Below are 20353 nucleotides of genomic sequence, written 5' to 3'. Positions count from 1 at the left end.
AAAGCAAGATCAAAAGCAAAAGCACGGCGGCCTGAAAGCCGACCTGAGTGGTAGAAGCAAAAGCAGGGCAACAGCAGATCAACACACCTCTACCTGATGCACTGAGCTCCAAATGTGGGAGCGGGCTTGCCCGCGAATGCGGTGGTTCAGTCAGCCCATGTGTCACTGGCACACCGCCTTCGCGAGCAAGCCCGTTCCCACAATTTCACCGAGTGCAGCCCGCCAGCACTGCACTGCTTTTGCTTTTCTGTGGGAGCTGGCTTGCCTGCGATGCAGGCACCTCGGTGTATCAGTAACACCCAGTAGATGCCATCGCAGGCAAGCCAGCTCCCACCTTTGATCGAGTACACACGACACCCATCTACCTGATGCACTGCGATCCAAATGTGGGAGCGGGCTTGCCCGCGAAGGCGGTGGGTCAGTCAGCTCATGTGTCACTGGCCGACCGCCTTCGCGAGCAAGCCCGCTCCCACTTTTGACCGAGTACAAACGACACCCATCTACCTGATGCACAGAGTTCCAAATGTGGGAGCGGGCTTGCTCGCGAATGCGGTGGTTCAGTCAGCCCATGTGTCACTGGCCGACCGCCTTCGCGAGCAAGCCCGCTCCCACAATTTCACCGAGTGCAGCCCGCCAGCACCGCACTGCTTTGCTTTTCTGTGGGAACTGGCTTGCCTGCGATGCAGGCACCTCGGTGTATCAGTGACACCCAGTAGATGCCATCGCAGGCAAGCCAGCTCCCACATTGAATTGAGTTCAGCTTCAAGAATCAGGTCGGCTGTCAGGCCGCCTCGGTTTTGCTTCTACCACTCAGGTCGGCTACTAGGCCGCCGTGCTCTGCTTTTGATCTTGATCTGCTTTTGACGTTGATCTTAGGCGCCCCGTTAAACCACGCTGGCCTCACGCAGGCTTGAATCCGTGGGTAACCCGGCAGGACGCCGGGTTAGCCGCGTCGGGCCATGGATGGCCCGTTGCGGCGGCCCACGGATTCAAGCCGGAGTGAGGGCACACCGAGCCTAAGCGAGGTGCCGAGTGGTGGGGCAAGAGCCTTTTGGTTACTTTTGGGCTCTTTTCAAAAGTGACCCGCTGTAAAAGCGGAACCCATAGCGGCCGTTACTCAAATAACGGATATGTACTCCATAAAAACCTGCTCCCAAGGCCGCCACGTCAAACAGCACATACATCCAATTCCAACCCCCCCAATGCCCCCCAAACTCCCCCCATCGCACAACCCTCCAGGGGGGGAATCAACACCATGGACCCAACACCCAAAACCAGCCCCGACGAAGTCGTCACCCTGGTCGTCAAACACCTGATCAAACCCGGCCGCGAAGCCGACTACGAAGCCTGGCTCCGGCGCATCGTGCGCATCGCCGGCGAACGCCCTGGCCACCTCGGCGTCGACGTCGTGCGCAGCAAACAAAACCGCCTGGCGCTGTTCACCTGCGTCCTGCGCTACCGCTCCACCGACGACCTCGAACGCTGGCTCGGCTCCCCCGAGCGCCAAGCCCTGATCAACGAAGCCACGCCCATGCTCGCCGACGGCGACAACACCGAAATCGGTGCCGTCAACGAATTCTGGTTCGCCCCTCTGGCCGACAGCGCCGCCAAACCTCCGCGCTGGAAACAAGCCGTGGTGACCTTGTTTGTCATCCTGCCGCTGACCCTGCTGATCCCGATCATCTGGGCCCCGGTGTTGCGCCTGCATCCGTTCCTCTCCAACTACGTGGTCGCCACCTTCCTGGTCACCCTGACCATCGTGCTGCTGGTGGTCTACCTGCTGATGCCGGCCGCCACCCGCCTGTTCGCTCCCTGGCTTGAAGCCTCTGTAAAGGAAACCCTATGAACGCCGATCTGATTCTGTTCAATGGCCAGTTCCACACCGTGGACCGTGAAAACCCGCGCGCCACCGCCGTTGCTATTCACCAGGGCCGCTTCGTCGCGGTCGGCACCGACGCCCAAGCCATGGCGTTGCGTGGCAGTGCCACGCAGGTCATCGACCTCAAGGGCCGCACCGTCATCCCCGGCCTCAACGACTCGCACCTGCACCTGATCCGTGGCGGGCTGAACTACAACCTCGAACTGCGCTGGGAAGGCGTGCCATCCCTGGCCGATGCGCTGCGCATGCTCAAGGATCAGGCGGACCGCACGCCCACCCCGCAGTGGGTGCGCGTGGTCGGTGGCTGGAATGAATTCCAGTTCGCCGAAAAACGCATGCCGACCCTGGAAGAGCTGAACCAGGCCGCGCCGGACACGCCAGTGTTCGTGCTGCACCTGTACGACCGTGCCTTGCTCAACCGCGCGGCCCTGCGGGTGGCCGGCTATACCAAAGACACGCCGAACCCACCGGGTGGCGAGATCGTGCGTGACAGCAACGGCAACCCCACTGGCATGCTGGTGGCGCGGCCCAACGCGATGATCCTCTATGCGACCCTGGCCAAGGGCCCGAAATTGCCGCTGGAATATCAGGTCAACTCGACCCGCCAGTTCATGCGTGAACTCAATCGCCTGGGCCTCACCAGCGCCATTGATGCCGGCGGCGGTTTCCAGAACTATCCCGATGACTACGCGGTGATCGAGCAACTGGCCAAAGACGAACAACTGACGGTGCGCATCGCCTACAACCTGTTCACGCAAAAGCCCAAGGAAGAACTCAGCGACTTCAAGCACTGGACCGGCAGCGTCACCCTGCACCAGGGCGATGACTACCTGCGCCACAACGGCGCCGGCGAGATGCTGGTGTTTTCGGCGGCGGACTTCGAGGATTTCCTCGAACCGCGCCCCGACCTGCCGCTGAGCATGGAGCAGGAACTGGAACCGGTGGTGCGGCATTTGGTCGAGCAGCGCTGGCCGTTCCGCTTGCATGCCACTTACAACGAATCCATCTCGCGCATGCTCGACGTGTTCGAGAAGGTCAACCGCGACATTCCGTTCAATGGCCTGCCGTGGTTTTTTGACCACGCCGAAACCATCACCCCGCACAACATCGAGCGCGTGCGTGCTCTTGGTGGCGGTATCGCGATCCAGGATCGCATGGCGTTCCAGGGCGAATATTTTGTCGAGCGTTACGGCGCCAAAGCGGCCGAAGCCACGCCGCCGATCAAGCGCATGTTGGCTGAAGGCGTGCCGGTCGGGGCGGGCACCGATGCCACGCGGGTGTCGAGCTATAACCCGTGGACCTCGTTGTACTGGATGGTCAGCGGCCGCACCGTCGGCGGCCTGGAACTGCACGCCGAAGGCCTGCCGCGCCTCACCGCGTTGGAGCTGTTCACCCACGGCAGTGCCTGGTTCTCGTCGGAGCAGGGCAAGAAGGGCCAGATCAAGGTCGGCCAGTTGGCGGACGTTGCCGCGCTGTCGGCAGACTTTTTCAGTGTCGATGAAGAAGCCATCAAGTGGATTGAGTCGGTGCTGACCGTGGTCGGCGGCAAGGTGGTGTACGGCGCCGGCGACTTCGAAGATTTCGCACCGCCACGCGTTCCGGTGCTGCCGGACTGGTCGCCGGTGGTCAAGGTGCCGGGGCACTGGCGCCCAAGCTCACCGTTACAAGCCCAGGCCCATCAATGCAGCGGCCCGTGTGGCGTGCATGCCCATGGCCATGAAAAAGCGCGCCTTTCCAGTGTGCCGGTCAGCGACTTCCAGGGTTTCTGGGGCGCGTTTGGCTGCTCGTGCTTTGCCTTCTAAAACTCCCCCTCTCAATCAAAAACAGGAGCTATCCCATGACTTACAAACGCTTGAACAAAGACGACGCCGTGGTGCTGTTGGTTGACCACCAGACCGGCTTGATCTCGCTGGTGCAGGATTTCTCGCCCAATGAATTCAAGAACAACGTGCTGGCGCTGGCGGATGTGGCCAAGTTCTTCAAGCTGCCGACCATCCTCACCACCAGCTTTGAAACCGGCCCCAACGGCCCATTGGTGCCGGAGCTCAAAGAGCTGTTCCCGGACGCGCCGTACATCCCGCGTCCTGGCCAGATCAACGCGTGGGACAACGAAGATTTCGTCAAGGCCGTCAAGGCCACCGGCCGCAAGCAATTGATCATCGCCGGTGTGGTGACCGACGTCTGCGTGACGTTCCCGACCCTGGCCGCGCTGGCTGAAGGCTTCGAGGTGTTTGTGGTGACCGACGCGTCCGGGACGTTCAACGAGGCCGTGCAACGTGCATCGTGGGCGCGCATGAGCGCAGCGGGCGCGCACCTGGTGAACTGGTTCGCGGTGGCCTGCGAGCTGCAGATCGACTGGCGCAACGACATGGAAGGCCTGGCCAACCTGCTGTCGCCGCGCATTCCCAACTACCGCAACCTGATGAACAGCTACTCGGCGTTTACTGCCAAGTAACCCGACAGACAGCACACCGCTGAACCCTGTGGGAGCCGGGCTTGCCCGGCTCCCACATTTGATTTGTGGTGCCATGACTGACCGGTTATAAAACAGCAAAATGTCCACCGAGAAGCGACAATGAACCCCTTCGAAGACATGCGCCTGTTCTGTCAGGTCATGGAGTCTGGCAGCTTCACCGCCGCCGCCGAGCAACTGGGCCTGTCCAAGCAATTTGTCAGCCGCCGCCTGATTCAGCTGGAAGAGCGCCTGGGCGTGCGCCTGCTCAACCGTTCCACGCGCCGCCTGGACGTCACGCCGCTGGGCCAGAGTTATTACGAATCCGCCTTGCGCCTGCTCAGTGACGTCGAGCAAGTGGAGCAGGGCATCGCCGGCCAGAACAGCGAGCCGCGCGGCACGCTACGCCTGAGTGCGCCGCTGTCGTTTGCCATGGCTCACCTGGGCTGCCTGTTGCCGTCATTCTTGCAGCGCTACCCGCACGTGTCGGTGGAAGTGGACCTCAGCGATCGGCCTGTTGACCTGATCGGTGAAGGCTACGACCTGGTGTTGCGCATCGGCACCCTTGAAGACTCGACCTTGATCGCGCGGCGTATCGCCAGCGTCGAGCGGGTGTATTGCGCCAGCCCCGAGTACCTGGCCCTGCGCGGCACACCGCTCAAGCCCCACGACCTGACCGACCACGATTGCCTGCCCTACGGCCACGGCCGCCAGGTTCAATGGCGCTTCCAGACCAAGGGCAAGCTGCAGTCGGTGAATGTCAGCGGGCGCATGCGCGTGAACAACGGCGAGTTGTTGCGCGACACGGCGATTGCCGGGTTGGGTGTTACTTACCTGCCGACGTTTATCGTGGCTGAGGCGCTGAAGGATGGGCGCTTGGTCACGCTTCTGGAAGACTTCGCCCCCGACGCCCTGACCTTGTCGGCCGTTTACCCGCAGCACCGGCAGAGCTCCAGGCCCGTGCAGGCGCTGGTGGAATTCTTGCGTGAACGCCTGGCGGGTGGTTGCTAAATCATTCCAGAACCCGGTGAAGATCAAATGTGGGAGCTGGCTTGCCTGCGATAGCGGTGGTTCAGTTGGCATTGTTTCAACTGATACATCGCTATCGCAGGCAAGCCAGCTCCCACATTTTGATTGTGGTTCGGCTCAGAGATCGACGAGGTTGGCCAGCGTCGAGCCCTGCACGTAACGCTCAAGATTCGCCAGAAACGTATCGGCAATCTCCTCTTGGCTGTTGGTCGAAATCGCCGAGGTATGCGGTGACAGCCTCACCCGAGGATGGCTGTACAACGGATGCCCATCCGGCAGCGGTTCCGGCTCGGTCACGTCCAACGACGCCAGGCCGATCTGCCCGTTGTCCAACGCTTCCAACAACGCCTCCTGATCAAGCAAACCACCGCGCGCGATGTTGATCAGGTGCAACCCCGGCTTGGCGCTGCCGAGCACATCGCGGTTGACGATATGCCGCGTGCGCTCGGTCAGCGGCGCCGCCAGTACCAGATGGTCGGCACGGGCGAACAGGTCGTGGATATCCCGCGCGGCTTCGACGCCGTCCACGTCAAAAGAGGCATGGCTTTGACGCAACGCAACCACGTTGATGCCGAGTGCCAACGCCTTTTGCGCAAGGCTTTTACCAATCGCGCCAAAGCCGAGAATGCCCAGGGTTGTGCCCTTGAGCGGTCGCAATGGCGTGAAATTCCACTGGGCATCCTTCACCCAGATAGCCGGCAAGTGCTTGGACGCGGCAAAGATCGCCGCCAGGGCGAACTCGGCGAGGTTGTCGGCGGCGCTGCCACGCGAGGTGGTCACCGGTGGGCCGTTGAACAGCCACTGCGGGTAGAAGTCGATGCCCGACGAGACCAGATGCACCCACTGCGCGCCGTACGGCCAGCCCGGCGGCGGGGTGTCTGGCGCGGTGTAGCCGCGCACGTTGATCGGGCGCAGCAAGAGGATATTGGCCTGGGGCGGCAAGTCACTCGGCACACCAACAGGCACGCCGATCACCTGGGCTTCGGGATGAATCGAGGCGAGGCGTTCGCGGATCACCGCGTTGTAATCTTCGTCCAGCTGGCTGGCAATAATCACCTGACTCATGAGCGCTCCTTATTCATTTTGGGCCACGTTGGGCGAACACAGCTTTGCCGACGCCTTGCAGCACGGCGTCGTTTTGTGGGGTATGCACGCGGCTGCACAGCACATCGCGGTAATGGCGTTGCAGCGGGCTGTGGCGTGACAGGCCGGGGTTGCCCGAGGCTTCGATGGCCAACTCGACGGCGCGGATCGCGTTGCCGGTCACCAGGTACTTCAACTGCGCGGCATTCGCGGCCGGTGTGTGGCCTTCAGCGGCGGCATCCAGCAGGCTGCGGTTGGCAAACAGCAGCGTGTCGATATGGCCGACGGTTTCCTGAAAACGCGGCAAGGTCGACAGCGCTGCGCCCAGATTGGATGGCTTGCGCTCCTCCAGCCATTGCACCAGCCAGTCCCGTGCGGCCTGGGCCACGGCGTCATACACCGAGGACAGCAACACCGACATCCACAGGAAACCATCGCCATCCAGCTCTGGCTGCGGTGCGCTCCAGGGGCTCACGCTGACGGCGTGGTCCAGCGGCACCAGCACGTTGTCGAGCAGCACTTCATGGCTGCAGGTGGCGCGCATGCCCAGGTGGTCCCAGGTGTCGATGATGCTCACGCCGGGGCTGTCTTTAGGCACCAGCCAGGCGCCCACCAGCGGGTCGGCGTCATCGCTGCGCGCCCACAAGCTGAACCAGCTCAGGCCATGGCTGCCGGTGGAGTAAATCTTGCGCCCGCTGATGCGCCAGCCTTCGGCAGTGCGCACGGCGGTGGTCGCCGGCAGGCCGCCACGCGCCGGGGTGCCCAGGTCGGGTTCGACACGCAAGGCATTGATCAGCGCGCCGTTGCGCACCGCGTCTTCGGCGACGTGCACGCGCAAGTGCTGGGGCCAGGTCTTGCTGTCTTGCAAGCGCGTGTGTTGCAGGTACTGCATCACCAGGATCAGCGCGGTGGAGGGCTCGCCCTTGGCAATCGCGCTGATCGCCTTGCGCGCCTGGGGCAAGCTGGCACCGCCGCCGCCCAAGGCCTTGGGCACGGTGAGGGCGACCAGGCCGTGGTCATGCAACAGCGTGAAGTTATCGTGGGGGAAGGCGCCGCTGGCGTCGTACAGGTGCGCAGTGCTCGCCAGCTCGGCGCTGAGGCGTTCGAGCAGGGCTTCGAAGTTGGCGACTTCCACGGAGCGTAAGGACGGTTGGGACGTCATGAGCATGTACTCGGTCAAAAATGTGGGAGCGGGCTTGCTCGCGAATGCGGTGGTTCAGTTAATGAATAGGTTTCCTGACACACCGCTTTCGCGAGCAAGCCCGCTCCCACATGGAAATTGTGGTCTTAGATAGCGATACGCACAGGCTGTTGGCCCAACAAGCGCTCCACCACCTGCAACGCCGCCGGCGCCCAGGTGGCCACACGTTCGGCATGCAGCTCAGCTAACTGACGGTTCAGGGACTCGCTCATGCCAGCGCCTCCTGTTGCTCTTCGACCTAGGTGGCGACGCTGTAACGGTTGACCGGCACGTCCAGCCCGAGGTTGTCGCGCAGGGTGTGGCCGGTGTATTCGGTACGGAACAAGCCGCGCTGTTGCAGCACCGGCACCACCAGCTCGGTGAAGTACTGCAAGCCATCCGGCAGCACCGAGTTGATGATGAAACCATCGCTGGCGCCGGTTTCGAACCAGGTCTGGATCGCATCGGCGACTTGCTCCGGGGTACCGACAAAATCGCGTTTGGGCCGCGAGAAACGCAGGGCCACTTCGCGCAGGGTCAGGCCTTCGTCCTTGGCCAGTTGCTTGATGCGCTCGGAGCCGCCTTTCTGGCTGTTGGCGCCCAGGTCGCCGAGTTCCGGGAAGGGTTCGTCCAGCGGGTATTGGCTGAAGTCGTGGTCGTTGAACGGGCGGCCGAGGGCGACAATCGCATCTTCCACGGTGACCAGGTCCACGGCCTGCTGATAGCGGCTTTCCACCTCGGCGGCGTCACGCCCGACAATCGGGCGGATACCCGGCAGGATCGACAGGCTACTGGCGTCACGCCCGAAGCCTTTGGCGCGGCGCTTCAAATCGGCGCTGTAGGCTTTGCCTTCTTCAATGTGCTCGACGTGCACGAAAATCGCATCGGCGTTTTGCGCCGCAAAGTTGCGCCCATCTTCCGAGGTGCCGGCCTGGAAAATCGCCGGCTGGCCCTGGCGCGAACGCGCGATGTTGAGCGGGCCTTTGACCGAGAAAAACTCGCCTGTGTGGTTCAGCGCGTGCAGCTTGTGCGGGGTGAAAAACTCGCCACTTTGCTTGTTGTACGCAAAGGCGTCGTCCTCCCAGGAATCCCACAGGCCCTTGACCACGTTGAGGTGTTCCTTGGCGATGCGGTAGCGCACGGCATGCGGTGGGTGCTCGGCCTTGCCGAAGTTGTCGGCGGTGCCGCTGAGCCATGAGGTGACTACGTTCCAACCGGCGCGGCCGCCGCTGATGTGGTCCAGCGAGGCAAACTGACGTGCCACCTGATAAGGCTCGGTGTAGCTGACCGTCACCGTGGCGACCAGGCCGATGTTTGTGGTCAGCGCGGCGAGGGCCGAGAGAATGGTCAACGGCTCGAAGCGATTGAGGTAATGCGGGCTGGATTTGGCGTGGATATGCAGGCTGTCGGCGATGAACACGAAATCGAATTTGGCGCCTTCGGCCAACTCAGTCTGCTGCTTGTAGAAAGCAAAGTTCGTACTGGCATTCGGTTGCGCCTGCGGGTGACGCCATTCGCCCCAGCCGTGACCGACGCCGTGCACCATGGCGCCCAGCTTCAAATGGCGTGGTTGCAATTGATCTGGCTTGCTCATGTGTCGCTCCTTGCTTAGCGCGATGCTTGGGGAGTGGGAAAACGCTCGGCGTTAAAGCTCTTGTCGAAACCCTGCGACACGTCGATGTGCTTGGGCAGCAGGCCTTCCTTCTGATAGGTGTCGGCCGTGGCTTGCAGGCCGCTGATCACGCTGTCGTCGATTACCACCGGGCTTAGATGAGTGTCTTTGGCCACCTCGACGTGCACCGCCAACGGCAGGCCGGTGATTTTCGATTGGGCGGCAGCGTATTCATTGGGGTGCGTATTGGCCCACGCATAAGCGCGATCGACGCGGGCGACAAAGTCGTCCAGTTGCGCGCGTTTTTCGCTGATGGCCTGGTGGGTGGCCGCAAAATACAGGTGGTTGCTCAGCAGCTGGTTGCCGCTGACCAGCACCCTGGCCTGACTTTGTGAGGTGACCACCGTGGTGTACGGGTCCCACGTGGCCCAGGCGTCGACGGTGCCGTTATCGAGCACCAGCCGCGATTCGGCGGGCAGCAGGAAAATGAATTGCACATCCTTGGTGGTCAGCCCGGCGCTGGCCAGGGCCTTGATCGCCAGGTAGTGGCCGATGGAACCGCGCCCGGTGACAATTTTCTTGCCCTTGAGGTCGGCCACCGTCTTGATCGGTGAATCCTTGGGCACCACCAGGGCGGTGGTGTTGCGCCCTTCGGCGTGGATGATGCTGACCACTTTGAGTGATACCCCGGCGCCTAGGGCGAATACGTAGGGCGCATCGCCGAGCGCACCGACATCCACGGCACCGGCATTCAGGGCTTCGCCCAACGGCGAGGCGGAGGGGAATTCCGACCATTGGATGATGTAGGGGACGTTTTGGGTTTCGCCCGAAGCTTCCAGCAGGGCCTTGATGGTGGATTTTTGATTGGCCACGCGCAGCGGTTGCAGGTCGGCGGCCTGGGCGGTGGTGAGCAGGCCAAAGGCGAGGGCGGTGCCCAGCAGCAGGCGTTTGAACGCAGGGGTAAAGGTCATGAGCGGTAGATTCCAGACAGTTCGAAAAGGTGTGGGTTACCTCCGCCTGGAAAGGGGTCGGTGCGGCCTGCCCCGGTCGGGGCAGGCGTGAAGGTGGCTCAGATCACATAGAAACCATGGGTGCCGTCGCGGGCCAGCTGGTCGACCAGGCCGAACTCCCAATCCAGGTACGCCTGCATGGCTTCCTTGGGGCTGTCGGTGCCTTCGTACGGTCGGCGGTAGCGGTCGATACGCGGTGAGGCCAGGTGGGTTTCACCGGTTTCCAGCGGCAGTTGCTCGGCGATCCAGTGGGTGGTGCCGCCTTGCAGCAGGAACACCGGCTTGCCGGTCAGCGCCTCGACTTCGGCCACGGCCAGGCGCGCCAGCTGGCTGGTGCCGCAGGTCAGCACATAACGTTCGGCAGGCGGTACCTTGGTCAGCGCTTCGGGCAATTGCGCCCGCAAGACCCAGTGGGCGCCGGGGATGTGGCGCTTGACGTAATTGACGCTCGGGGTGAAATCCAGCACCGCCGTGTCGCCGTGGGCGAGCCACTGCGCCAGGGTGTGCGGGCTGATCAGCTCGGCTTGCTGCGGCGCCGGTACGGGGGCTACCCAGGCACCGGTTTCGCTGAAGTGCGCTGTTTGCAGGTCGTCGAGCACATGCACTTCCCAGCCCAGTTGCGCGAGCCAGGAGGCGGACATATTGGCACGCACGCCGTCGTCATCCGCCAGCACCAGGCGCGCACCGCGCACGCTGGCGACGTGATCGGTTTCCTGCACCAGCTGGCCGCCCGGTGTGGAACGGGCGCCGGGCAGGTGGCCGGCTTCGAATTCTTCCGGGGTGCGCACATCGAACAGGTACGTGGTGCGGTGCGGTTCCTGCTGCCAGCGTTGCAGGTCAGCCAGGGTGGCGCGGCCGACGCGGGCTTTGTCGGCCACGCGGCGCGCATCCCGGGCGGCGATCTGGCGGTGTTCTTCGCGGGTTGGCGCAAAGCGCCGCGACTGGCCGTGGGCGAGTTTCTGCCCGGCCAGCGTCCAGCCGATGGTGCCGTTACGCAGCGCCGACACCGGGTTGGCGATGCCAGAATTGATCAATGATTGAGTGCCAATAATGCTGCGCGTGCGCCCGGCGCAGTTGACGATGATGCGTGTGGACGGGTCCGGCGCCAGTTCACGGGCGCGCAGCACCAGCTCGGCACCGGGCACGCTGATGCCGGTGGGGATGCTCATGGTCTGGTATTCGTCGAAGCGGCGCGCGTCGAGCACCACCACGTCGGCTTGGTTGTCGAGCAGGGCCTGGACTTCTTCGGCGGCCAGGGACGGCGTATGGCGCTCGCTCTCAACCAGCTCGCCAAAGGCTTTGCTGGGCACGTTGACGTCGATAAACAGCTCACCACCGGCCTTGCGCCAACCGTCCAACCCACCTTCAAGCAGGCCGACCTGGGTGTAGCCCAGCGCAACCAGGCGCTCGGCTGCTCGCTGCGCCAGCCCTTCACCGTTGTCGTAGACGGTGACCTGGGTATCGCGGCGCGGAATGCGCGCGTACACCTCAAGCTCCAGTTTGGACAGCGGGATATTTGCAGCGAACAGCGGGTGCGACTCGGCAAACGGTGCTTCTTCGCGCACATCGACCAGGGCGACTTCTTCACGGTCCAACAGGGCCTGACGGATCTGGGCGAAGCTGCGGTTCGATACGGTGGTCATAGGGCAGGGCTCTTTTCTTTGGACACATCCCAGATGTTCGGGAGGTAGGCGTTGGAATAACCGGAGATAAACAGTTTCTCGCTGCCGTCGGGCTGATACACCGCGCGGCGCACCGCGCCGATATTGGCGCCGTACACATGAATGCTGATCGACACCTGGTCGCTGTGGGCATTGCTGACCTGATGGATATCGCCGACCTTGGGCGACACGGCCTCGACCTGACCCGGCACCAGCTGAATCGGTTTGCCCTCGGCAACGAGGCGGCCGTCGGGTGCGCGTTCAAAGCCCTGGGAAAATTCCGAGCCGCGCAGCATGCCGATCAAGCCCCACACCCGGTGGTCATGAATCGGCGTAGTTTGCCCCGGCCCCCACACAAAGCTGACGATGCAAAAGCGCTGGCGCGAATCGGCATGCAGCAGAAATTGCTGGTAACGCGCGGGGTCGGGTTGGGCGTATTCGTCGGGCAGCCAGTCATCGTGGCTGACCAGTTGCGCCAAGAGCTTGCCGCCACGGTGCAGCAGGTCGCCTTCGCGTGGATTGCCGTCGATCAATTCCGCCAGGGCGCCTATAAAGGCTCTGAGTCTCTCGGGGTGTCGGGCCTGGGTCATGGCACTTCCATCGCTGCTTTAACGGGGAGGGTGTGATGGGTTTATATAAGCATAATGTTTATAGTTAATATGCTATTTTTTAATGATTAGCTTATAGCTTTAGGTAATTTAGAACCGGTCTGCATAGCGTTAGACGTTATCGATCACAGCGTGGACTATCCATGCAGCGTTCCTGCAACTATGCTTCGCACACATCTTAATGACTGTTCTCTATGTGCGGCCCAAATGAAAATTGACGATATCGATGCCTTTGTCGAAGTGATTCGTTGCCAGTCCATCAGCCATGCCGCCGAGTCGTTGCAACTGACCCAGCCGGCCATTACCCGCCGTGTGCAGAACTTCGAGCAGGCGCTGGGCGTGGAGTTGTTCGACCGCAACACCAAGCCCCTCAAGCCTACGCTGATCGGTACGCGCGTTTATGAACAATGCCGGCTGATCCTGCGTGAAATGGATGCCCTGCGCGAACTGGTGGCCACCGATGCGCCGCCCACTGGCGTATTGCGCCTGGGCGTGCCGCAGACCATTGGCGACGTGGTGCTGCTCGATGCGCTCAAGCACCTGCGCACCGAATACGCCGACCTGCGCACCCAGGTCGCCACGGGTTGGGGCAGCCAACTGGTCAGCAAGATCGAGCGCGGTGAACTGGACGCGGCGGTGGCGCTGTTTCCGGCGGGCAAGATTTTCCCGGACAACATCGTCGGTGAGTCCATCGGCAAGATGGAGTTGGTGGTGGTGTGTGCCAAGGCGCAGTTGCCGAAGAAGCCGTGCAAGTTGGCCGATGTGTACCAGAACGGCTGGATTCTGAACCCGGATGGCTGCGGTTTCCGCGCCGGCTTGCAGCGCACCTTGTCTGATCAGGGGTTGGCATTGCGGGTGAACCTGGAAACCTTCGGCACCGAGTTGCAATTGGGGCTGGTGGCCGACGGTTTGGGCCTGGGGCTGGTGCCACGGCCTTTGCTGGAGCGCAGCGCTCACCGTGAGCAACTGGCGGTCATGCCGCTCAAGGATTTCAAGCCAGTGATGGATTTGTGGCTGATCTATCCGCATTTTCTCGGCAACCTGCAGGGGCCGGTGGATGCATTCGGCAAGCGGGTCGCGGACTCGCTGCACAAGATCCGCAACGCCGCCTGAGTGAGGGATGTGGTTTTTTATAAAAAAAAATAATAATTAGCTTAGATTAAAATGTGCTTTTTATTATTTTTCGGCATCCCCTAGGCTGCCTGGAAGTCCTTAAGGCCATCCAGGAAGTTTTGCCATGAGCAGCGTCACCTCTCTATCCAGCGTTTCCAGCAACGTCCGCCAGCGCGTATCGCCTGAAGAGTGGGAGGTGCGCGTCAAACTGGCTGCGGCCTATCGGCTGGCGGCGTTGTACAAGTGGACCGATCACATCTACACGCACTTCTCGGCCCGCGTGCCGGGTCCGGATGAGCATTTCCTGATCAATGCCTTTGGCTTGTTGTTCGATGAGATCAGCGCGTCCAACCTGGTCAAGGTTGACCTTGACGGCACGATTGTCGACGACCCTACGGGCCTGGGCATCAATTACGCAGGTTATGTGATTCACAGCGCCATCCACGGTGCGCGGCATGACCTGCAAGCGGTGCTGCACACGCATACCCGTGACGGTATTGCGGTGTCGGCGCAGAAGGACGGTCTGTTGCCGATTTCCCAGCACTCCATCGCGTTCTCCGGGCGTATCGCGTACCACGGCTATGAAGGCGTGGCGCTGGACCTGGACGAGCGTGAGCGGTTGGTGGCGGACCTGGGGGACAAGAGTGTGATGATTTTGCGTAACCATGGGTTGTTGACGGCGGGGGTGAGCGTTGAGCATGCGTTTCAGCAACTGCAGGGGCTGGAGCGTGCGTGCAATATCCAGGTGGCGGCGCAGGCGGGCGGCAATGCGCAGTTGATCTTCCCGCCGGCGGAGGTGGTGGCCAAGGTTGAAGAGCAGGCCAAGGTGTTCAGCAACGGGGCCGGGCCGGGTGTGGCGCGGCATTGGAATGCGTTGGTTCGGCAGTTGGAGCGTACGGATACTGAGTATAAAAACTGACGTTGGCGGCGGTGTGGGGGCTTGGGGGGCTGGTTTGTTTGTGATGGGGGGTGTTTAGGTAGATTGGGGGCATATCCGTTGCTGCGGTAACGGCGGCTGGCGGTTCCGCTCTTACAGCGGGTCACTTTTGGCAAACGCCCCAAAAGTAACCAAAAGGTCTTTGCCCCACCACTCGGTGCCTCGCCTAGGCTCGGCATTCCCTCACTCCGGCTTGAATCCGTGGGCCGCCGCGACGGGCCATCCATGGCCCAACGCGGCTAACCCGGCGTCCTGCCGGGTTACCCACGGATTCAAGCCTGCGTTCGGCCAGCGTGGTTGACGGGGCCTGTCAGATCAAAAGCAAGATCAAAAGCAAAAGCACGGCGGCCTGAAAGCCGACCTGAGTGGTAGAAGCAAAAGCGGATCAAAAGCACAGCAACACACTTCTATCTGATGCACTGAGCTCCAAATGTGGGAGCGGGCTTGCCCGCGAATTCGGTGGTTCAGTCAGCTCATGGGTCACTGGCACAACGCATTCGCGAGCAAGCCCGCTCCCACCTTTGACCGAGTACAAACGACACCCATCTACCTGACGCACAGAGAACCAAATGTGGGAGCGGGCTTGCTCGCGAATGCGGTGGTTCAGTCAGCCCATGTGTCACTGGCACACCGCCTTCGCGAGCAAGCCCGCTCCCACAAGTTGACCGAGTTAAGCTGCCAGCACCGCACTGCTTTGCTTTTCTGTGGGAACTGGCTTGCCTGCGATGCAGACACCTCGCTGTATCAGTGACACCCAGTAGATGCCATCGCAGGCAAGCCAGCTCCCACCTTTGACCGAGTACAAACGACACCCATCTACCTGATGCACAGAGTTCCAAATGTGGGAGCGGGCTTGCTCGCGAAAGCGGTGGTTCAGTCAGCTCATGTGTCACTGGTCCACCGCCTTCGCGAGCAAGCCCGCTCCCACAAGTTGACCGAGTGCAGCCGCCAGCACCGCACTGCTTTGCTTTTCTGTGGGAGCTGGCTTGCCTGCGATGCAGGCACCTCGGTCCATCAGGTACACCGGGTTGATGCCATCGCAGGCAAGCCAGCTCCCACCTTTGACCGAGTACAAACGACACCCATCTACCTGACGCATAGAGATCCAAATGTGGGAGCGGGCAAGCCCGCTCCCACAATTTGACCGAGTTTAACTGCCAGAACCGCAGTGCTTCGCTTTTCTGTGGGAGCTGTGTTTACGCGACCTGCTTGGCCTGCTCGCGCTCTGCGACCAATTGGCGGGTGAGTGGAATCAAGCGCTTGCCGTAGTCGATTGCATCATTGAGCGGGTCGAAGCCGCGAATCAGGAAGGTGGTAATCCCCAGGTCGTAGTAATCCAACAACGCTTCAGCGACTTGTTCGGCGGTGCCCACCAGTGAGGTGGAGTTACCTTGGGCGCCGAGCAGCCCGGCAATCCCGGTCCACAACCGCTTATCCAGCCGCGAGCCTTGCGCCGCTGCTGCCAGTAAGCGGCGTGAGCCTTCGTTCGGCGGTTCCCGTCGCACGAATCCGTTCTTCTCAGCCAGCGCCGTGGCCTGTTGCAAGATTGTCTCGGCACGCGCCCACGCCAGTTCTTCGGTCTCGGCGAGGATCGGGCGCAACGACAAACTGAAGCGGATCGTGCGCCCATGCTTGGCCGCTTCGGCGCGCACCTGAGTCACCACTTCGCGCACTTGCTCATAGGTTTCACCCCACAGCGCATACACGTCGGCATGTTTGCTCGCCACCGCAATCGCTGCCGTGGAAGAGCCGCCGAAATACAGCGGAATGTGCGGCAGCTGCGGCGACTTCACCGTCGAGTGCGCGCCTTGCACCTGGTAGTAGGTGCCCAAGAAATCGAAGGGCTGCTCGCTGGTCCATTCCTGGCGCACCACGCTGAGGTACTCGTCGGTGCGCGCGTAGCGTTCGTCCTTGCCGATGTGGCTGCCATCGGCGCGCAGTTCGCGGTCATCGCCACCCGTGATGATGTGCACGGCGGTGCGCCCGCCGTTGAAAACATCCAGGGTGCTGAACTGGCGCGCAGCCAGCGTGGGCTGGGCGAAACCGGGGCGGTGCGCGATCAGGAACTGCAGCTTTTGGGTCACGCTGGCGGCATGCGCGCCGATCAGCGTGCTGTCCGGGCTGTTGGAATGGAAGGCCACCAGGGCGCGGTCGAAGCCGGCCTCTTCGTGGGCGCGGGCCACGGTTTCGACGTAGTCCGGTTGCAGGGTCGGCCCGCTGCGCGGGTGGATCTCAGAGGCGTGATGGCCGCCGATGTAGCCGATGAATTCAATGCTCATGGTCAGTCCTTGTCAGGTACGGGATCAACACCTCCTCCGGGCGTGGGGTCGGTCACTCGGCTCAAAAGTAAGGGCGGGAGTCGGGTCTGTAAAATGCCTGTTGGTTCTAACCTAAGTATTAAAATATTGAATTATTGCTCGGTTTATTTATTAGTAACGTGCATTAAGCGGTGAGCTACAGGCTCAGACGAATCTGCGCACACAGCCCACCGCCCGCGCGATTGCTCAAGGTCAGCGAGCCACCGATCGCCACCACCAGCTGCTGCGCAATCGCCAGGCCCAGCCCGGTGCCGCCGGTGCCGCGATTACGTGAGCTTTCTAGCCGATAAAACGGCTGCATGACGTGCACCAGTTCGTCCTCGGCAATCCCGGGTCCGCGGTCCAATACGCTGATCGACAGCTGCCCGGTTGGCGTCGAGCCGACTGCCAGTTCTGCGCTGCCGGCGAATTTCAGCGCGTTGTCCAAGAGGTTCACCAGCACCCGCCGTAAGGCGTGAGGGCGGGTGTCGAGCACCAGCGCACTTTTACCGCTGATGCTGACCTGCTTGTGCATGTCTTGATAATCAAACACCAGGCTGTCCAGAAACGCGTCGAGGTTGATGCGATGACGGGCTTCGGTAGCGCCGTGCACGCTGCGCGCGTAGGCCACGCCTTCGCGCACCAGGTGTTCCATTTCCCCCAGGTCACTCCAGAGCTTGTCGCGGTCGGCAGAATCTTCCATGAACTCGGCGCGCAGTTTCATGCGGGTAATCGGCGTTTGCAGGTCGTGGGAAATCGCCGCGAGGATCTGCATGCGTTCCTTGAGGTATTCGGCGATGCGTTGTTGCATCTGATTGAACGCCGCCGCTGCGTGGGCCACTTCGGTCGGGCCGTGTTCGTCCAGCGGCGTCGGATGAGCGTTCGGGTCGAGGGTTTCCACCGCGCGGGCCAGGCGCGTCAGCGGGCGAATCGCCAGGCGCACGGCCAACCAGGTGCAGCCGAGCAACAGCGCCAATTGCAGGATCAGCACCACCGGCAACCAATAGGCCACGGGCAGGGCGGCCGGGCGTACATCGAGGGTGATCGGGTTGCCGTCGGCCAGGGTCAGGTGCGCCTGGAAGTGCTTGTGCAGGCCGGGAATGGTGCGAAAGGTCAGCGCGTACTGCTCGCCCAGCGCATCCGCAATCGAGGTGGCGGCCATCGGCACGTCGTCACTGCTCATTGGCTCACCGGTCTCGCCGGCATTGAGCAGGTAATGGTAGTTCTGGCGGTCGATACGCGGCAGCCAGCTGGCCCGCTCGTTGGCGGGCAGGCGGTCGAGGATTGCCACCGAGGTCGACACGTCGTTCTCCAGGTTGCCGAGCATCGCGGTGCGCGCGCTGATATAGCGCTCGTAGAACTGCGCGCTGAACGACAACCCATGGGCGCACACCAGGCTGATCAGGAAGATCAGCGACAACTGCGACGCCAGCGTGCGCGGCCAGCCCAAGCGCCATTTCATTGCGTGGCTCCAAGGATTTCCACCGCCAGAGAAAACACATACCCCTCGCTGCGCACGGTCTTGATATACGCCGGTTCACGTGCGTCATCCAATAGGCGTTGGCGCAGGCGGCTGACCAGCAGGTCGATGGAACGGTCAAACAGATCCGCGTCACGACCCTGGGTCAGGTTGAGCAATTGGTCGCGGTTGAGTACGCGCTGCGGGTGATCGAGGAACACCCGCAGCAGGCGATACTCGGCGCCGCTCAAGGCCACCAGCGTGTCGTCTTCGTCGAGCAGGTGGCGGGCGGTGGTGTCCAGGCGCCAACGGCCGAAACGAATCAGCCGCCCGGTTTCACTCACCACCAGGTTCGGCGGCAGCATGCGCGTGCGCCGCAACACGGCGTTGATCCGCGCCAGCAGTTCGCGGGCGGCGAAGGGTTTGACCAGGTAATCATCGGCGCCCATTTCCAGGCCGATGATGCGGTCGGTTTCATCGTTGCGCGCGGTGAGCATCAGCACCGGCGTGGCTTTGTGCTTGCCCACCCGCAACTCGCGGCACAGCTGCAAACCGTCGTCGCCGGGCATCATGATGTCCAGCACGATCAGGTCAACCAGGGTGGTGTCGAGGAAACTGCGCATCTGGCGGCCATCGGCGACCACTGTGGTGCGCATGCCGTTTTTCTTCAGGTAATTGCCCACCAGCTCGCGGATCTCGCGGTCGTCATCGACGATCAGGATATGGTCGACATGGTCCATGCTGCGTTCCTCGTTAAATGCTCATGGGCCGCAGTCTAGCCATCGCCACAGGGTTTGCCTTGTGCCCTTTGTATTGCAGTGTATCTGGCGATAACGAGATACACAGCGAGGCAAAAAAACCGACAGGCCAGCGTCCGGCGTCGTTCACCTGCGTGCCTAAGCTAATGCTAAAAAGGTATTTATTAAGGTTTTTTAAGATCGTTTAGCTTGGTTGCTCGAACCCAAGACGCTTATGGAGTGAGCCGCCGATGCTGCAATCAGTCACCACCTTGCCGCTGCTGGATCTGTCGCAGCTTGACGGCACGCCTCAGCAACGCGGCGAATTTCTCGATGCGTTGCGCGCTGCCGCGCGGCAGATCGGCTTTTTCTACCTGACCGGCCACGGCATCGACCCGGCGCTGCTGGCTCAGGTGCAGCAGCAGGCGCGCGCATTTTTTGCCTTGCCCGAGGCCGACAAACTGGCGGTCGGTATGCTCAACTCGCCGCACTTTCGCGGCTACAACCGCGCCGCGTCGGAGATCACCCGCGGCCAGCCGGACCTGCGTGAACAGTTTGATGTCGGCGCCGAACGCGAGCCACTGAACGCGGATCAACACCCGGCCGCGTGGGCCCGTCTGCAAGGCCCGAACCAATGGCCAGCCGCCTTGCCCGAACTCAAGCCGTTGGTTTTGGCCTGGCAGCAGGCAATGACGCAAATGGCGTTGCGCTTGCTACGCGCCTTCGCCCAAGCCTTGTCGTTGCCCGAGCAGGCCTTTGACGCACTGTACGGTGACCAACCCAACGAACACATCAAACTGATCCGCTACCCCGGCCGCCACGTGCAACAAAGTCGCCAGGGCGTGGGCGCACACAAGGATTCCGGCTTTTTGAGCTTTCTGCTGCAGGACGAGCAGGCCGGTTTGCAGGTGGAGGTGGAGGAGGGCCGCTGGATCGACGCGTCGCCGCGCCCCGACACGCTGGTGGTGAATATCGGCGAACTGCTCGAGTTGGCCAGCAACGGTTATTTGCGCGCCACCGTGCACCGCGTGGTGTCGCCGCCGGTGGGCAGCGAGCGTTTGTCCCTGGCGTTTTTTCTCGGTGCGCAGTTGGATGCGGTGGTGCCGGTGTATGACTTGGCACCCGAACTGCTGCGCGATGCCCACGGGCCGACCAGCGACCCGCGCAACCCGTTGCTGCGCGATGTCGGCTGGAATTACCTCAAGGGCCGTCTGCGCTCGCACCCGGATGTTGCTCAACGTTTCTATGCCGACGCCACACTTCCCCACGCACTGTCCGCCTGATCAGGAGATCAAT

At 62.1% G+C, this 20353-nt stretch carries 17 protein-coding genes; 7 read left to right on the top strand and 10 right to left on the bottom strand.

The window, feature by feature from the left end:
- The first annotated feature begins 1255 nt into the window (after positions 1-1255).
- From L8K08_RS14005 to L8K08_RS13990, 4 genes are all read left to right on the top strand, one after another.
- Positions 1256-1846: an antibiotic biosynthesis monooxygenase gene (locus tag L8K08_RS14005; protein ID WP_145166223.1), complete on the top strand. Its 591-nt coding sequence runs from the start codon at positions 1256-1258 to the stop codon at positions 1844-1846.
- Positions 1843-3681, top strand: coding sequence for an amidohydrolase (locus L8K08_RS14000; protein WP_242197889.1), 1839 nt, complete (start codon positions 1843-1845; stop codon positions 3679-3681). Before L8K08_RS14005 ends, L8K08_RS14000 begins: the two co-directional genes overlap by 4 nt.
- A gap of 35 nt (positions 3682-3716) precedes the next feature.
- Positions 3717-4334: an isochorismate family cysteine hydrolase YcaC gene (ycaC, locus tag L8K08_RS13995; RefSeq protein ID WP_145166221.1), complete on the top strand. Its 618-nt coding sequence runs from the start codon at positions 3717-3719 to the stop codon at positions 4332-4334.
- A 120-nt stretch (positions 4335-4454) separates the two neighbouring features.
- Positions 4455-5342: a LysR family transcriptional regulator gene (locus tag L8K08_RS13990; protein ID WP_242197886.1), complete on the top strand. Its 888-nt coding sequence runs from the start codon at positions 4455-4457 to the stop codon at positions 5340-5342.
- Between the two features lie 135 nt (positions 5343-5477).
- Here L8K08_RS13990 and L8K08_RS13985 read toward each other — a convergent pair whose 3' ends face one another.
- From L8K08_RS13985 to L8K08_RS13960, 7 genes are all read right to left on the bottom strand, one after another.
- A complete protein-coding gene (locus L8K08_RS13985) occupies positions 5478-6425 on the bottom strand; it encodes a D-isomer specific 2-hydroxyacid dehydrogenase family protein (protein ID WP_242197883.1) in 948 nt (315 codons plus the stop codon).
- 13 nt (positions 6426-6438) lie between these two features.
- The gene (locus tag L8K08_RS13980; protein ID WP_242197880.1) at positions 6439-7611 is read right to left on the bottom strand and encodes an acyl-CoA dehydrogenase family protein; all 1173 of its coding nucleotides are present in this window, start codon (positions 7609-7611) and stop codon (positions 6439-6441) included.
- A gap of 119 nt (positions 7612-7730) precedes the next feature.
- Complete coding sequence (locus tag L8K08_RS30275; protein ID WP_277933617.1) at positions 7731-7856, bottom strand: hypothetical protein; 126 nt, start codon at positions 7854-7856, stop codon at positions 7731-7733.
- Between the two features lie 26 nt (positions 7857-7882).
- Positions 7883-9217 (bottom strand): LLM class flavin-dependent oxidoreductase, encoded by a 1335-nt coding sequence (locus tag L8K08_RS13975; RefSeq protein ID WP_242197878.1) that lies wholly within the window; start codon positions 9215-9217, stop codon positions 7883-7885.
- Between the two features lie 14 nt (positions 9218-9231).
- Positions 9232-10206 (bottom strand): ABC transporter substrate-binding protein, encoded by a 975-nt coding sequence (locus L8K08_RS13970; RefSeq protein ID WP_242197875.1) that lies wholly within the window; start codon positions 10204-10206, stop codon positions 9232-9234.
- Between the two features lie 98 nt (positions 10207-10304).
- On the bottom strand, positions 10305-11888 hold the full coding sequence (locus tag L8K08_RS13965) for a rhodanese-related sulfurtransferase (RefSeq protein WP_242197872.1): 1584 nt from the start codon (positions 11886-11888) through the stop codon (positions 10305-10307).
- Entirely contained in the window at positions 11885-12496 is a 612-nt protein-coding gene (locus L8K08_RS13960) for a cysteine dioxygenase (protein ID WP_242197869.1), read from the bottom strand. Before L8K08_RS13960 ends, L8K08_RS13965 begins: the two co-directional genes overlap by 4 nt.
- Positions 12497-12721: 225 nt before the next feature.
- On the opposite strand from L8K08_RS13960, the gene L8K08_RS13955 reads away from it, so the two are divergent.
- On the top strand, positions 12722-13627 hold the full coding sequence (locus L8K08_RS13955) for a LysR family transcriptional regulator (protein WP_242197866.1): 906 nt from the start codon (positions 12722-12724) through the stop codon (positions 13625-13627).
- Between the two features lie 124 nt (positions 13628-13751).
- A complete protein-coding gene (locus L8K08_RS13950) occupies positions 13752-14546 on the top strand; it encodes a class II aldolase/adducin family protein (protein ID WP_106580745.1) in 795 nt (264 codons plus the stop codon).
- Positions 14547-15760: 1214 nt separating this feature from the next.
- On the opposite strand, the gene L8K08_RS13945 is transcribed toward L8K08_RS13950, so the two are convergent.
- From L8K08_RS13945 to L8K08_RS13935, 3 genes are all read right to left on the bottom strand, one after another.
- Positions 15761-16843 (bottom strand): LLM class flavin-dependent oxidoreductase, encoded by a 1083-nt coding sequence (locus tag L8K08_RS13945; RefSeq protein WP_242197863.1) that lies wholly within the window; start codon positions 16841-16843, stop codon positions 15761-15763.
- Between the two features lie 175 nt (positions 16844-17018).
- Entirely contained in the window at positions 17019-18323 is a 1305-nt protein-coding gene (locus L8K08_RS13940) for an ATP-binding protein (protein ID WP_242197860.1), read from the bottom strand.
- Positions 18320-19060, bottom strand: coding sequence for a response regulator (locus L8K08_RS13935; protein ID WP_242197856.1), 741 nt, complete (start codon positions 19058-19060; stop codon positions 18320-18322). The genes L8K08_RS13940 and L8K08_RS13935 overlap by 4 nt, the downstream gene beginning before the upstream one ends.
- A 248-nt stretch (positions 19061-19308) precedes the next feature.
- On the opposite strand from L8K08_RS13935, the gene L8K08_RS13930 reads away from it, so the two are divergent.
- Positions 19309-20340, top strand: coding sequence for an isopenicillin N synthase family oxygenase (locus tag L8K08_RS13930; protein WP_242197853.1), 1032 nt, complete (start codon positions 19309-19311; stop codon positions 20338-20340).
- The last annotated feature ends 13 nt before the right edge of the window (positions 20341-20353 follow it).

This window comes from Pseudomonas sp. TREG-RG-20F-10-E-6-01 (genome assembly GCF_022662455.1).
In the GTDB taxonomy this organism is placed as follows: domain Bacteria; phylum Pseudomonadota; class Gammaproteobacteria; order Pseudomonadales; family Pseudomonadaceae; genus Aquipseudomonas.
This window is presented reverse-complemented; position numbering and strand designations above follow the sequence as displayed.